Genomic DNA, 13,103 nt, shown 5'->3' on the forward strand with positions numbered 1-13,103 from the left:
TTAGCAGGCCTACGAAAAACCGTAGCCCCGGCCAGCAGAGCGCCGCCGGGGAAATCTTATCGATCCCAGTAAGCTTCTTCCAGGCTGTCTTCCCGCTCCGGCAGGCCACGCGTCAGGCGCGGTGAATGCTGGTTCAGCACCTGATAGCTCACGCGGTTGGCATACTTACACACCTGCGCCAGCGATGAATAGGTCAGCCAGGTAAACGCGTGCTTGCTGGAATTCGGCACGTTGTTACGGTGATAATTATTTGCCGTAATATCGTGCAGGAGCGCCGCCAGCGCACCGTCGCCTGCGCCGTTGGTGTTCATGATTTTCTCAGGGCCGCCCATGTACGGCGCAATGTGCGAGTAAATACGCAGCGGATTCTGGCAGTCTTTGTAGCGCATCGCGCGGCTGAATTCGTACTGGTTAAATTCGGCAATCGCCCCCGGCAGCAGCGGATGCTGCGTCAGGCGCTTCTTCTCTTCTTCCGTAAAGCCTGCCATATACAGGCCAACCGGTCCTGCGGTACATAAAACCAGGTCAACCCAGTCCAGCGCCTTATCGGAGGCCAGTAGCGGGTCGGCAATGCCGGTAAGCGCCTCGGCCTCTTCTTCGTTCATCGCCAGAATCGACACGTGCTCTTTCAGAAAGGCCTGCCACCACTCAGGATTATCGGCGATGACAAATTTCGTCCCGAGCGTCAGCACCACCGGCACGTCATGCTTTTTGGCGTATTCGATGGCCTTCATGGTTGCTTCCGGCATCGGTTCACCCGGCTTACAGCGCACGAGGTAGGATGTGAGCACCAGCGCAGAAGCCCCGGCAATGACCTCTTCCGGAATGCTGTCGGCACGCAGCCGGTTCATGTGGCCAGGGCTGATGGCAAAGGTGCGCTCGCCGCTGTCGCTGATAAGGGTGAAGCAGCGGCCAATCGGGCCGTTTACGCCCTGCAGATAGTTCAGGTCGGTACGGCTGGAGGTATTGCAGAGGTAGCGGTAGGCATAGCCGCCGATTTCGATGTTGCTGCACATTACACCTAGCAGCACCGAGCGGTCATCTGCCAAAACGGAGTAGTTGTGCATGGTGTTACCGATGGTACCGCCGGCAAACTGATGGGTGATCAGATTCTCGCGCACCAGCTCCTGATAAAGCGCTTCCGCCACATCGTCCTCGATCACCAGAGAATGGCCGCTGCTCAGGCCGTAGCGGGCGACAAAGGCATCGTCTACCCTGGCTTCAATATCCACCAGCGTCTGATCGATACCCACCACCCAGGAGGTGCCGGTTTCGGCTTCGGGCTGAATTTGCTGTAACAGCGGGTCGCGGGCGTTAACGGGGAAATAGTGTTTGGATTTGCGTTTACCGGGAAATTTCATGGGCTGCGATCGAATGGCTGAGAATAAGCGAAGAATAGTAGCATATTCCCCGCTTATTCGCTGCTTCCCACGCGCTTAGCGATACGGCGCTGTGAGGTTCACCATCATCTCGATATGTTCAGCATTCGCATTGAGCGCTGGAATGTATTCATACTTTTTGCCGCCCGCTTCGAGGAAGAACTCTTTATTCTGTACGGCAATCTCTTCCAGCGTTTCCAGGCAGTCCGCCGAAAAGCCCGGGCACATCACCTGCACGTGCTTCACCCCTTTTTCGCCAAGCATCTTCAGGGTTTCATCGGTGTACGGCGTGAGCCATGGCTCACGGCCAAAGCGCGACTGGAACGTCATCATCACTTTGTCGTGGGAAATGCCAAGCGCCGACACCAGCTCGCGAGTCGTGTCACGGCAGCGCTGCGGATAGTCATCGCCCTCGTCCGCGTAGCGCTGCGGTATACCATGATAAGAGAGCAGCAGCACGTCCGGCTCGCCATGTTCGGCAAACGAAGCTCTCACGCTGCTGACCAGCGCCTGAATATAGTCGCTGTCGTCGGCATAATCGCGGATAAAGGAGACACCCGGAATGCGGCGACGGGTCGCGAGGATACGCGCCAGTTCATCCCACACCGCAGCAACCGTTGAGCAGGAGTACTGCGGATAGAGCGGCAGCACGACGATATGGTCCACATCCTGTGCCAGCAGCTCTTCCACAGCGCTTTCCAGCGATGGCGAACCATAGCTCATACCCAGCGCCACGGGTACTTCCGGCAGGCGCTTCGCCAGCGCGGCCTGCTGACGACGGCTGTAGACCATCAGCGGCGAGCCCTCTTCCATCCACACGGACTGATAGAGTTTTGCCACTCGCGGGGAGCGCAGAGGCAGAATAACGCCACGCAGCAGCGGCCACCACAGCGCACGCGGCGTATCCACAACGCGGGAATCGCTCAGGAACTGACGCAGATAGCGTTTGACCGCTTCGGGGGTGGGCGCATCGGGCGTGCCGAGGTTCGCTAACAGAATACCGGTTTTCGTCTGACGCATTACCGCCTCTTAACTGGGTAAATGGCTGATAATTGTAACGGAAAAGGGAGAAAGAAGAACTAATTGCTGTGAGAGGTGCCAGTGAAGGTTGCCTGATGGCGCTGATTGCCAGGTGGCGGCTAATGCCTTACCTGGCCTACAAATGCATCGCAGACCGGGTAAGCTTGCGCCACCCGGCAATGACCGCGGTATCAGCCGAGGATTTTAGCCAGTTCAGCGCGAACATCAGCCACGGCTTTGGTGCCGTCCACTTTGACGTATTTGGTGTTACCCGCCTGCGCTTCTTTGGAGTAGTAGCCGATCAGCGGCGCGGTCATCTGATGGTATTCCACCAGGCGTTTACGCACAGTTTCTTCCTGATCGTCTTTACGGGTGGTCAGCTCTTCGCCGGTCACGTCGTCTTTGCCTTCAACCTTAGGCGGGTTGAATTTGATGTGGTAAACGCGGCCGGAGGCAGCGTGTACGCGACGACCAATGATACGGTCAACGATCAGTTCATCAGGAACGTCGAACTCCAGAACGTAGTCCACGTTGATGCCCGCTTCTTTCATCGCGTCTGCCTGCGGAATAGTACGCGGGAAGCCGTCGAGCAGGAAACCGTTGCGGCAGTCTTCCTGCGCAATGCGTTCTTTCACCAGGGCAATCACCAGCTCATCGGTCACCAGCTTACCAGCGTCCATGATGTCTTTTGCCTGTTTGCCCAGCTCGGAGCCTGATTTCACTGCGGCACGCAGCATATCGCCGGTGGAGATTTGCGGAATACCGTACTTCTCCATGATGAACTGCGCCTGAGTTCCTTTACCCGCGCCCGGAGCGCCAAGCAGAATAATACGCATTGCGAAAATCCCCTCAAATGTTGGTTCAATTTTTCAAAAGCGCTAAACGATACCACCAGACGGCGGCTCGCTCAAGGAAGGCGGGACGGCTGAAACGGTTAACGAGAGGGAAATACTACAGCGCCGGTGATTTGGCAAAGAAAATGCCGGATGCGGCGTAAGCCGCATCCGGCATAATCACAGGACTATCAGGAAACCAGCAGCTGGTTCATGCGTTTGATAAACAGGTTAGGATCTTCCAGCGTGCCGCGCTCGGCGAACAGCGCCTGGTCCAGCAGCAGCTCAACCCATTCGCCAAACTGTGCATCGTCCTGGGTATCGGCCGCGCGTTTTACCAGCGTATGATCCGGGTTCAACTCGAAGATGTACTTCACTTCCGGAACGCTCTGGCCCGCGGCGGCAAACAGCTTCGCCATCTGAGTGCTCATTTCGTCCGCTTCGGTGGTGACGATGGCCGGCGTGTCGGTCAGGCGATGCGTCAGACGAACCTCTTTCACGCGCTCACCCAGCAGGGTTTTCACACGCTCGATAAACGGCGTCAGCGCTTTTTCCGCTTCTTTGGTGGATTCATCCACTTCATCGGCGAGCTTATCCAGCGACTCGTCGGTTTTCGCGACGGACTGGAACGGTTTGCCGTCGAACTCGGTGAGATAACTCATCATCCACTCGTCGATGCGGTCGGAAAGCAGCAGCACTTCGATGCCTTTCTTACGCAGCAGCTCCAGATGCGGGCTGCTCTTCGCCGCCGCGTAGCTGTCCGCGGTGATGTAGTAGATCTTCTCCTGCCCTTCCTTCATGCGCGCCACGTACTCTTCCAGCGATACGGTCTGTTCGGAAGAATCGTTATGTGTGGAAGCAAAGCGCAGCAGCTTAGCGATGGTCTGCTGGTTAGCGCTGTCTTCCGCCGGGCCCTCTTTCAGCACGAGGCCGAACTGTTTCCAGAAGGTCTGGTATTTTTCCGCATCGTCTTTTGCCAGTTTTTCCAGCATCTGCAGCGCACGTTTGCTGAGCGCATTGCGCAGATTGCGGGTCACGCTGCTGTCCTGAAGGATTTCGCGTGAAACGTTCAGCGGCAGATCGTTGGAATCCACGAGGCCACGCACAAAGCGCAGGTAGTTCGGCATGAACTGCTCCGCTTCATCCATGATGAATACGCGCTGCACGTACAGCTTCAGGCCATGCTTGTGATCGCGGTTCCACATGTCCCACGGTGCCTGCGCCGGGATATACAGCAGGCTGGTATACTCCTGTTTACCTTCGACGCGGTTGTGGCTCCAGGCCAGCGGGTCGGTAAAGTCGTGGGCAATGTGCTTATAGAATTCGTTGTACTCTTCGTCTTTGATTTCAGACTTGCTGCGGGTCCAAAGCGCCTGGGCCTTGTTAATTTTCTCCCAGGAGACAACGGTTTCGCCGTCAACTTCTTCGGTTTTCTCAATTTCAACCGGCAGCGCGATATGATCGGAATATTTGCTGATGATCGAGCGCACGCGCCAGTCATTCAGGAAATCGTCTTCGCCTTCGCGCAGATGCAGAGTGATCTCGGTGCCGCGATCGGCTTTGGTGATATCGGCTACGGTGTATTCACCTTCGCCTTCGGATTCCCAGAACACGCCGTTTTCAGTGCTGTCGCCCGCCGCGCGGGTGCGAACGGTGACTTTGTCCGCCACGATGAACGCGGAATAGAAGCCGACGCCGAACTGACCAATCAGCTGACTGTCTTTCGCCTGGTCGGAGCCCATGGATTGCAGGAAGGCTTTGGTGCCGGATTTAGCAATGGTCCCCAAGTGATCGACCGCCTCGTCACGGTTCATGCCGATACCGTTGTCGGCGATGGTCAGGGTGCGTTTTTCTTTATCAAACGACACGCGCACGCGCAGGTCGCCGTCACCTTCGTACAGGGAGGCGTCAGACAGCGCACGGAAGCGCAGCTTGTCCGCCGCATCGGAGGCGTTGGAAATCAGCTCGCGCAGGAAAATTTCTTTATTTGAATAGAGAGAATGGATCATCAGGTGCAGCAGCTGCTTCACTTCTGACTGGAAACCGCGGGTTTCTTGTCCTTTCATCGGAAAATTCCTCAATGCCAAATTAAACAATAGAGTAAAAAAGCGTTGAGGGGGAGATGGGGTTGGGTGGGGACATTTTCAAGCACGGGGAGATAAATCTCCTCGCGCCTGTTAAAAACGAATTTTGTGACGCCCGGCAAGAGAGTGCGACAGCGTGGTGCCATCAACCATTTCCAGCTCGCCGCCGACCGGCACGCCGTGGGCGATACGGCTGGCTTCAACGCCATATTGTCCGCAGAGCTCAGCGATGTAGTTGGCGGTCGCTTCTCCTTCCACCGTCGGGTTGGTGGCGAGGATCACTTCCTTCATCTGCTCGCTGCTTAAGCGCTGCTCAAGGCGGTCGAGGCCGATATCATCCGGCCCGATGCCGTCGAGCGGCGACAGATGTCCCATCAGCACGAAGTAGCGGCCGGAGAACTGCCCGGTCTGTTCAATGGCGTAGATGTCCGCCGGGCTCTCCACCACGCAAATCTGGCCGTTTTCCTGACGACGCGGGTTCGAACAGATGTTGCACACGTCCTGCTCGGTGAACGTCCGGCAATCGGCACAGTGGCCGATTTCAGACATCGCCCGGGTCAACGCCTGCGCCAGGCGCATCCCGCCGCTGCGATCGCGCTGCAGCAGGGTGAACGCCATACGCTGCGCCGACTTCGGGCCAACGCCCGGCAGACAGCGCAGCGCTTCCATAAGGGTGGTAAGTAAAGGACTGGTTTGCATCACTCAGACTTCTGGAAAAAGAATGGGGCATAGCCTAACACTAGCCCCCGCGACGGGCATAGGAAAAGATTCCTCTGCGCCGTCGCTCGCGCAGAGAAGATGACTCAGGTACGCTGCGAATCCAGTGTTTCCTGATTCGTCACCACCTCTTGCGCCTTCTGATAGCTTTCCATCAACAGCGGATATTCGGTGAATACGCCTGACCACAGGTTTGCCCATTCCATCGCATCATCACGGTTCCAGGTGTGCTGAATTTCCGCCACGACGGCAGCCATATCCAGCGGCACAACCCCCGCCTGCACCACGCGCGCCAGGCTGATTTCCTCGGCCATTTTGGAATACGTCCCGGACGCATCAATCACCGCGAAAACTTTAAAGCCGTCAGCCACCGCGCTGATGGCCGGGAACGCCATACAAACACTGGTGACGGTACCGGCAATAATGAGCGTCTTACGTCCGGTGGCTTTCACCGCAGCGACGAATTCAGGGTTATCCCAGGCGTTTATCTCACCTTTGCGCGGCACGTACTGCGCATGCGGCGCATATTTGTGGATCTCTGGGATCAGCGGCCCGTTCGGCCCCTGGGGTACAGAGGCGGTGGTAATAACCGGGATATTGGCCAGAGTCGCCATTTTGGCGAGCACCGTGGCGTGAGTACGCAGCGTGGTCATTGGCATATCGTGGACAAGCTGGAACAAACCGCTCTGGTGATCGATAAGCAACAGCACCGCATCGTTCGGGTCGATCATTGGCTTTTGGCCATTAAAATTTGCAGGGGTCATGATTGTGTTCTCCGACTGATTAAAATTGAACGGCTACCGGGTCGGTAGCCGTTATCGCTTACCCGGCCTGCTGGCCGAATCGTCCCTGATTGAAATCGTCGATGGCCTGGTTGATTTCCTCACGGGTGTTCATCACAAACGGGCCATAGCCAACCACTGGCTCATTCAGCGGTTCGCCACTGAGCACCAGCACGGTGGCGTCGTTGTTGGATTCAAGCGTTACGCTTTCGCCTTTCGCATCCAGTACGACCAGCTGCGCTTCCCGCGCAATTTCCTGACCATTCACCTGCACCGTGCCTTTCAGCACCACCAGCGCAGTGTTCCAGCCATCCGGCAGAGACAGAGTGGTTGTGCTGTCGGGGTTAAGGCGCAAATCAAGAATGCGCATCGGCGAGAAGGTTTTCGCCGGGCCTTTATGACCGTCCAGCTCACCGACAATCACTCGCGCCAGACCGGCGTTATCCGGCAATGCCACCTGCGGAATATCGCCGTCGGTTATCGATTGGTACGCCGCTGGGGTGGATTTGTTCTTCGCCAGCAGGTTCACCCAAAGCTGTACCATTTCCAGCGTTCCGCCTTTTTCACTGAAGGCCGGAGAGTGAAACTCTTCATGCAAAATTCCGCTCCCGGCGGTCATCCACTGAACGTCGCCTGGGCCAATCACGCCGCCGCTGCCGGTGGAATCGCGATGCGCGACTTCGCCTTTATAGACGATCGTCACCGTTTCAAACCCACGGTGTGGATGAACGTCTACCCCGCGCTGGCCTTTATTGCTCGCTTTGAATTCCGCAGGCCCGGCATAGTCCAGCAGCAAAAAAGGGCTGAGCTGTTGGGCAAATTTTGCATAAGAAAACAGGGAACGAACCGGGAACCCGTCACCCACCCAATGGGATTTCGGTGCTGAGTAAACGCCAAGAATTGATTTCATTTTTCTCTCCGGTACACAGTTGTTCGATGCGTTAAAGCTTATCGACAAGACAATGATTGCGGTAGACTGAAAAAATGAACTCAGCGTTCCAATAACAGGACAATCCTATGCAGGATCTCAACGATTTGTGGTACTTCGCGCAGGTGGTGGAGCACGGCGGATTTTCGCCGGCGGGCCGGGCTATCGGGGTGCCAAAATCTCGCCTCAGCCGGCGTATTGCCCTGCTGGAAGAGCGGCTGGCAACTCGCCTGATTCAGCGCTCAACCCGCAGCTTTACCATCACCGATGCCGGGCAGCTGTTCTATCGTCACTGCAAAGCAATGATCATCGAAGCGGAGGCCGCGCAGGAGGCCATGGAAAGCCTGCAAGCCGAACCCTGCGGGCTGATTCGCCTGACCTGCCCTGTCGCACTTTTGCATGTCCATGTGGGCGAGATGCTGGCGCAGTTTATGCTGAAGTATCCGAAGGTGACGGTGCAGCTCGAAGAAACCAACCGCAGGGTGGACGTCCTGAATGAGAACATCGACCTTGCGATTCGCGTCCGTCCTCTGCCCCTTGAAGACAGCGAACTGGTTATGCGTAAACTGGCGACGCGTAATATGTGCCTGGTTGCCAGCCCGGATTTAGTCACCCGCTTCGGCCTGCCCGCCTCACCTGCCGATTTGCAGCACTGGCCGAGCCTGGCACGGGCTCGCGCGCAAAATCACTATCGCTGGGTTTTGACAGGGCCTGAGGGGCAGGAAGCCACTCTTCATCATCAGCCACGTTTTATCACCACCGATATGCTTGCGCTGAGGGCAGCCGCCGTAGCGGGAGTCGGCGTGGTCCAGCTGCCTTTATTGATGCTGGATGAACAGATGAGAGACGGGAAACTGGTGCGGCTGCTGCCGGAGTGGCGGGCGAAACCAGAAATCATTCATGTTGTATATCCTTCACGCCGTGGGCAACTGCCGGCGGTGCGGGCACTGATTGATTTTCTGGCTGAAGGTTATAACGCGTTAGTGGAAAGCTAAAGCAAAAAGGGCGACATTTCTGTCGCCCTTTCACCGTCATCAGAACGGCATCTTAAAGCCTGGCGGCAGCTGCATCCCGGAGGAGACAGAAGCCATTTTTTCTTTCTGGGTTTCTTCGATGCGGCGCGCGGCGTCGTTAAACGCGGCGGCAACCAGATCTTCCAGCATATCTTTGTCATCTTCGAGCAGGCTTGGGTCAATCTCAACGCGACGGCAGTTGTGCGCACCGTTAATGGTGACCTTCACCAGGCCTGCGCCAGACTCACCGGTCACTTCCAGTTGAGCGATCTCTTCCTGCGCTTTCTGCATTTTTTCTTGCATCTGCTGGGCCTGTTTCATCAGGTTACCCAGGCCGCCTTTTCCACCAAACATAGGCTTATCTCTCAGTCAGTCATGTTAATAGGTTCAACCGCAAGACGGGCTTACGGTCAAATGGGTCGAATACTCTCTTCATCCAGATCCGCATCGAAAAAGCGGCGCAGGGTCTGGATGTTGTTATCGGCACTGATGGCCTCGCGCGCCTGCGCGAGCTTCTCTTCGTAAATGGCCTGACGCCACTCCAGCGGCGTTAATACCGCCGGATTATCATCTTCCACGATGGTCAGTTCAACCGCCGTGCCGTTTAACTCGCTCAGCGCATCCGTCAGCACCTTCTGCGCGCTGCCGTTATTGAGATGGCGCTGGCTCGGTCGCAGATGCAGGCAAACTGCCGCGCCGTTTTGCTCTTTCCAGGCGTTAAGCGCCACCTGTTCTACCAGTTTAGGCAATTTCATGCGGCTGATTTCTGCCGCCCAACCGTCGCGCTCGATGGATTCCACTGCCAGCTTCGCGGCGAGCTCCGGGGTTTTCTCATGCTCCAGCGCTTTTTTCAGCGCCTTCGGCGTGGCAACCGCTTCCTTCACCTCTTCCACAACGGTGGTTGCTTTCCAGCGGTAGGCTTCTTTTTTCTTTGGCTGCTGCTCTTCGAGCGCCGAAGGAGACGGGCGCGCCTGAACGCGTTCCGTGACCGAGGCCAGTCTCTCTAACGCAGCACTGTTCACCGGCCGCGCGCGGGATGCGGTGGCCGGTTCACTCTTTTTTGCTTTGGGTGCTCCCTGAGCGCGTTGCAGTTGGCTGCGGGCCGCCAGCACGGAGCTGGTGGAGTCCGGCAACGTTTCGCTTTGATACGCGGGTGCGGCAGGTGCCTGCTGCTGCGAAACCTGCGTCGGGTGCATCACCGCCGTGGGTGCCACAGGCGCGAACGACTGCGGCTGAACGTCCGGCTCAGGTAGCGGCTGACGAGGATGGAACGCCAGCGCACGCAGCAGGGTCATCTCAATACCCATTCTGCGGTCCGGCGCATAGGGCAGCTCTTTGCGGCCCATCAGCAGCGTCTGGTAATAGAGCTGAATATCGGCTGGCGGCACGGTTCGCGCCAGCTCGCGCATGCGGTGTTCGACCGCCGCCATGTCGCTGCCCAGCGCCGACGGCGACAGCTGCACCATTGCGATGCGGTGCAGCAGGCTTTGCATTTCCACCAGCAGCGCTTCCCACTCAATACCGCGGGATGCCGCTTCGTGAATAAGCGACATAACCTGTTCGCCGTTGGCGGCCACCAGCGCTTCAATCAGGGAAAGCGCCTGATCGTCATCCAGCGTGCCGAGCATGGTGCTGACAGTCGCGGCGGTCAGCTGCCCGTCACCGCTGGCAATCGCCTGATCGGTAAGGCTTAATGCGTCACGCAGGCTGCCGTCGGCGGCGCGCGCCAGCAGCTGCAGCGCGCGCGGCTCAGAAGCGATGTGCTCCTCGCCCAGAATATGTTCCAGCTGCTCGCGGATCTGATCGACGTCGAGCGCTTTAAGATGGAACTGCAGGCAGCGGGAAAGGATCGTCACCGGCAGCTTTTGCGGATCGGTGGTGGCCAGCAGGAATTTGACGTGCGACGGCGGCTCTTCCAGCGTTTTCAGCAGCGCGTTGAAGCTGTGACGGGAGAGCATGTGCACTTCATCGATCAGGTAGACCTTGAAGCGACCGCGGGCAGGCGCGTACTGCACGTTGTCCAGCAGGTCACGGGTATCTTCAACTTTGGTGCGCGAGGCGGCGTCAATCTCAATCAGATCGACAAAGCGCCCCTGCTCGATTTCACGGCAGTTATCACACACGCCGCACGGCGTGGCGGTGATGCCGCTTTCGCAGTTCAGCCCTTTCGCCAACAGACGCGCGATGGAGGTTTTCCCCACCCCACGAGTGCCGGAAAACAGGTACGCATGATGGATACGACCGGACGCCAGGCCGTTCGCCAGTGCGGTCAGCACATGTTCCTGGCCGACGACGTCAGCAAAGGTTTGTGGTCGCCATTTTCGGGCTAAGACCTGATAACTCATTGGCAGGCTCTGAAACGCTGGAAGGTGGAATACAGGAGGGTAATGCTAACATAGCCTCGCGAATACGGCGAGGCTATGTGGGGATTTGATCAGTGTCCCGGGAAGGGTACCAGGCTGTAGCAATGAATACCCTGGCTTTCCAGACGCTGTTCACCGCCCAGGTCGAACAGATTGATGATGAAGGCCGCGTCGGTCACTTCACCACCGAGACGGCGAATCAGCTTGACGGTGGCTTCAATGGTGCCGCCAGTCGCCAGCAGATCGTCAACCACCAGCACTTTATCACCCGGCTTGATGGCATCAACGTGGATTTCCAGCTGATCGGTGCCGTATTCCAGCTCATAGCTCTCTGCAATGGTTTCACGCGGCAGTTTGCGCGGTTTACGTACCGGCACGAATCCTACGCCCAGCGCCAACGCGACCGGTGCACCAAACAGGAAACCACGCGCCTCGGTACCCACCACTTTGGTGATACCCGCGTTTTTAAAGCGCTCCGTCAGCAATTCAATGCTGAGGGCATAGGCTTTCGGGTCTTCCAGCATGCTGGTGACATCGCGGAAAAGAATGCCAGGCTTTGGATAGTCCTGGATGCTTTTGATGCTGTTTTTCAGAAATTCAAGCTGCTGTGCAGTTGCGGTCATAGGTGTATGCCTGATTAAAACGGTGTAACTCACAAGGCGTATTTTGCTTAAGGTTAAAGTTACATTCGATTAACCTTTAACCAGCTTCGCCCGTGCTCGAAAACGCCAGAATGTACTGGCACTCAACGTTAAATGCAATAACTCAGACGAGCATTATTATTTTTGTTGTTTTGCATCAACCACCGGAATGCGCCACAAGAAAATCAGCAGGCAGGTGAGGATCGCCAGCAGCAAAAAGCGTACCCACACAATTTTCACCAGCCACAGCGAGATAGCAAAGGTTGCAATGGTGATGACGATCGCTCGCGGCTTTGCGCCAGGCGGCATCGCTTTATACTGCTGCCAGTGACGCAGATAGCCGCCGAACCACGACCTGTAGAGCAGCCATTCATGAAAACGTGGCGATGACTGAGCGAAGCACCAGGCCGCCAGCAGAATAAACGGAGTGGTTGGCAACAGCGGTAAAAACACGCCCAGCGTGCCTAACGCTACCGCCAGCCAGCCAATGATGTTTAGAATAGTCCGTTTCATCGTGAGAATCGTTATCAAACTGAACGGCAAATGTAGCACAGGCCACGGTCCTTTCGAGGGAGAAAATATGAAAACTGACCTGTTACTGCAATCGCTGGACACGCAGCTTTCCCGGCTTGAAGCAGAGGTGGCACCGATGGCGTTTCACGCCACCCTCGGGCCGCGTTTTGACAGACAGCTTTTCCGCACGCAGAGCGCTTTTTTGCAGGCGTGTGTAGAAGAAGCACGGAGTAACCTGAAGGCGCTGCGGCATGCCGTTGAGCAGCAGCAGATTGAGCAGGTGCAGTGGCTGGCAGAGCGTCTGGTTTCACAGCTCGAAGCGATTGCAAGAGAAAGTGCGGCCTGGCAGCTGCGGGGCTGGGATAACGGCTCGCCCGCCCTGACGCGCTGGCAGCGCAAACGTCTTCAGCATCAGGAATATGAGCGTCGCCTGCTGGAGATGACGCAGCAGCGACGTCAGCTACTGGCACAGGCATCAACGCTTGAGGAGCAGCAACGGCTTGCGCGGGAAGTGGAGGCATTCAGCGCCAGGCTCACGCGTTGCCGCAGCGCACTGGAGAATATTGAAAATGTACTGGCGCGCATGACGCGCTGACAGGAGAAGCTATGTCGCTGGAAAACGCCCCGGACGATGTCAAACTGGCGGTCGATTTGATTATGCTGCTGGAAGAACACGCCATTGCGCCGGAAACGGTGCTGAGCGCGCTGGAAATAGTAAAGCGGGATTTTGAGCGGAAAATAGAGACTGCCGCTCAAAACCTTTAGGCCCGATAAGCAAAGCGCCATCTGGCGTCGAATCAAAATGCCCGGCGGCGCTTGGCTTTCCGGGC

General features: G+C 57.0%; 14 protein-coding genes and 1 other annotated feature. Of the genes, 3 read left to right on the forward strand and 11 right to left on the reverse strand.

Annotation, left to right across the window (positions count from 1 at the left end; all coding sequences use genetic code 11):
* Positions 1-56: 56 nt before the first annotated feature.
* From AB1287_RS01965 to AB1287_RS01995, 7 genes are all read right to left on the reverse strand, one after another.
* Complete coding sequence (locus tag AB1287_RS01965) at positions 57-1,361, reverse strand: inosine/guanosine kinase (protein ID WP_312624688.1); 1,305 nt, start codon at positions 1,359-1,361, stop codon at positions 57-59.
* A gap of 75 nt (positions 1,362-1,436) precedes the next feature.
* Entirely contained in the window at positions 1,437-2,399 is a 963-nt protein-coding gene (hemH, locus tag AB1287_RS01970) for a ferrochelatase (protein ID WP_312624690.1), read from the reverse strand.
* Positions 2,400-2,590: 191 nt separating this feature from the next.
* Positions 2,591-3,235, reverse strand: coding sequence for an adenylate kinase (gene adk / locus AB1287_RS01975; RefSeq protein ID WP_312624691.1), 645 nt, complete (start codon positions 3,233-3,235; stop codon positions 2,591-2,593).
* 188 nt (positions 3,236-3,423) lie between these two features.
* Positions 3,424-5,298, reverse strand: coding sequence for a molecular chaperone HtpG (gene htpG / locus AB1287_RS01980; protein WP_435616791.1), 1,875 nt, complete (start codon positions 5,296-5,298; stop codon positions 3,424-3,426).
* A gap of 111 nt (positions 5,299-5,409) precedes the next feature.
* A complete protein-coding gene (recR, locus tag AB1287_RS01985) occupies positions 5,410-6,015 on the reverse strand; it encodes a recombination mediator RecR (RefSeq protein WP_154160186.1) in 606 nt (201 codons plus the stop codon).
* Between the two features lie 104 nt (positions 6,016-6,119).
* On the reverse strand, positions 6,120-6,800 hold the full coding sequence (locus AB1287_RS01990; RefSeq protein WP_435616875.1) for an isochorismatase family protein: 681 nt from the start codon (positions 6,798-6,800) through the stop codon (positions 6,120-6,122).
* A 55-nt stretch (positions 6,801-6,855) separates the two neighbouring features.
* Positions 6,856-7,725, reverse strand: coding sequence for a pirin family protein (locus AB1287_RS01995; protein WP_435616792.1), 870 nt, complete (start codon positions 7,723-7,725; stop codon positions 6,856-6,858).
* Positions 7,726-7,832: 107 nt separating this feature from the next.
* Here AB1287_RS01995 and AB1287_RS02000 point away from each other — a divergent pair, with 107 nt between their 5' ends.
* On the forward strand, positions 7,833-8,738 hold the full coding sequence (locus AB1287_RS02000) for a LysR family transcriptional regulator (protein ID WP_312624695.1): 906 nt from the start codon (positions 7,833-7,835) through the stop codon (positions 8,736-8,738).
* 39 nt (positions 8,739-8,777) lie between these two features.
* Here the strand turns inward: AB1287_RS02000 and AB1287_RS02005 are convergent, their stop codons facing one another.
* The 4 genes from AB1287_RS02005 to AB1287_RS02020 all read right to left on the reverse strand — a co-directional run bounded on the left by AB1287_RS02005 (position 8,778) and on the right by AB1287_RS02020 (position 12,273).
* A complete protein-coding gene (locus AB1287_RS02005; RefSeq protein ID WP_097161555.1) occupies positions 8,778-9,110 on the reverse strand; it encodes a YbaB/EbfC family nucleoid-associated protein in 333 nt (110 codons plus the stop codon).
* Between the two features lie 56 nt (positions 9,111-9,166).
* Positions 9,167-11,101, reverse strand: a complete 1,935-nt coding sequence (gene dnaX, locus AB1287_RS02010; protein ID WP_312624696.1) for a DNA polymerase III subunit gamma/tau — start codon at positions 11,099-11,101, stop codon at positions 9,167-9,169.
* Positions 9,773-9,837, reverse strand: a sequence feature (DnaX frameshifting element). (Overlaps the previous gene by 65 nt.)
* A gap of 89 nt (positions 11,102-11,190) precedes the next feature.
* Positions 11,191-11,742 carry an adenine phosphoribosyltransferase gene (gene apt / locus AB1287_RS02015; RefSeq protein WP_312624697.1) on the reverse strand — a complete coding sequence of 184 codons (552 nt, stop codon included), beginning with the start codon at positions 11,740-11,742 and terminating at the stop codon, positions 11,191-11,193.
* Between the two features lie 156 nt (positions 11,743-11,898).
* Complete coding sequence (locus AB1287_RS02020) at positions 11,899-12,273, reverse strand: DUF454 family protein (RefSeq protein WP_435616793.1); 375 nt, start codon at positions 12,271-12,273, stop codon at positions 11,899-11,901.
* Positions 12,274-12,340: 67 nt separating this feature from the next.
* On the opposite strand from AB1287_RS02020, the gene priC reads away from it, so the two are divergent.
* Together priC and rsmS are read left to right on the forward strand one after the other, a co-directional pair.
* Complete coding sequence (gene priC / locus AB1287_RS02025; RefSeq protein WP_312624699.1) at positions 12,341-12,868, forward strand: primosomal replication protein N''; 528 nt, start codon at positions 12,341-12,343, stop codon at positions 12,866-12,868.
* 11 nt (positions 12,869-12,879) lie between these two features.
* Positions 12,880-13,038 (forward strand): pleiotropic regulatory protein RsmS, encoded by a 159-nt coding sequence (gene rsmS, locus AB1287_RS02030; RefSeq protein WP_435616794.1) that lies wholly within the window; start codon positions 12,880-12,882, stop codon positions 13,036-13,038.
* The last annotated feature ends 65 nt before the right edge of the window (positions 13,039-13,103 follow it).

The organism is Scandinavium sp. UTDF21-P1B, from assembly GCF_040750395.1.
GTDB lineage: Bacteria > Pseudomonadota > Gammaproteobacteria > Enterobacterales > Enterobacteriaceae > Scandinavium.

Bases quoted from the DNA above. Each gene is read 5' to 3' on its own strand.
- AB1287_RS01965 (WP_312624688.1), bottom strand. From the start codon at position 1,361: ATGAAATTTCCCGGTAAACGCAAATCCAAACACTATTTCCCCGTTAAC.
- hemH (WP_312624690.1), bottom strand. From the start codon at position 2,399: ATGCGTCAGACGAAAACCGGTATTCTGTTAGCGAACCTCGGCACGCCC.
- adk (WP_312624691.1), bottom strand. From the start codon at position 3,235: ATGCGTATTATTCTGCTTGGCGCTCCGGGCGCGGGTAAAGGAACTCAG.
- htpG (WP_435616791.1), bottom strand. From the start codon at position 5,298: ATGAAAGGACAAGAAACCCGCGGTTTCCAGTCAGAAGTGAAGCAGCTG.
- recR (WP_154160186.1), bottom strand. From the start codon at position 6,015: ATGCAAACCAGTCCTTTACTTACCACCCTTATGGAAGCGCTGCGCTGT.
- AB1287_RS01995 (WP_435616792.1), bottom strand. From the start codon at position 7,725: ATGAAATCAATTCTTGGCGTTTACTCAGCACCGAAATCCCATTGGGTG.
- AB1287_RS02000 (WP_312624695.1), top strand. From the start codon at position 7,833: ATGCAGGATCTCAACGATTTGTGGTACTTCGCGCAGGTGGTGGAGCAC.
- AB1287_RS02005 (WP_097161555.1), bottom strand. From the start codon at position 9,110: ATGTTTGGTGGAAAAGGCGGCCTGGGTAACCTGATGAAACAGGCCCAG.
- dnaX (WP_312624696.1), bottom strand. From the start codon at position 11,101: ATGAGTTATCAGGTCTTAGCCCGAAAATGGCGACCACAAACCTTTGCT.
- apt (WP_312624697.1), bottom strand. From the start codon at position 11,742: ATGACCGCAACTGCACAGCAGCTTGAATTTCTGAAAAACAGCATCAAA.
- AB1287_RS02020 (WP_435616793.1), bottom strand. From the start codon at position 12,273: ATGAAACGGACTATTCTAAACATCATTGGCTGGCTGGCGGTAGCGTTA.
- priC (WP_312624699.1), top strand. From the start codon at position 12,341: ATGAAAACTGACCTGTTACTGCAATCGCTGGACACGCAGCTTTCCCGG.
- rsmS (WP_435616794.1), top strand. From the start codon at position 12,880: ATGTCGCTGGAAAACGCCCCGGACGATGTCAAACTGGCGGTCGATTTG.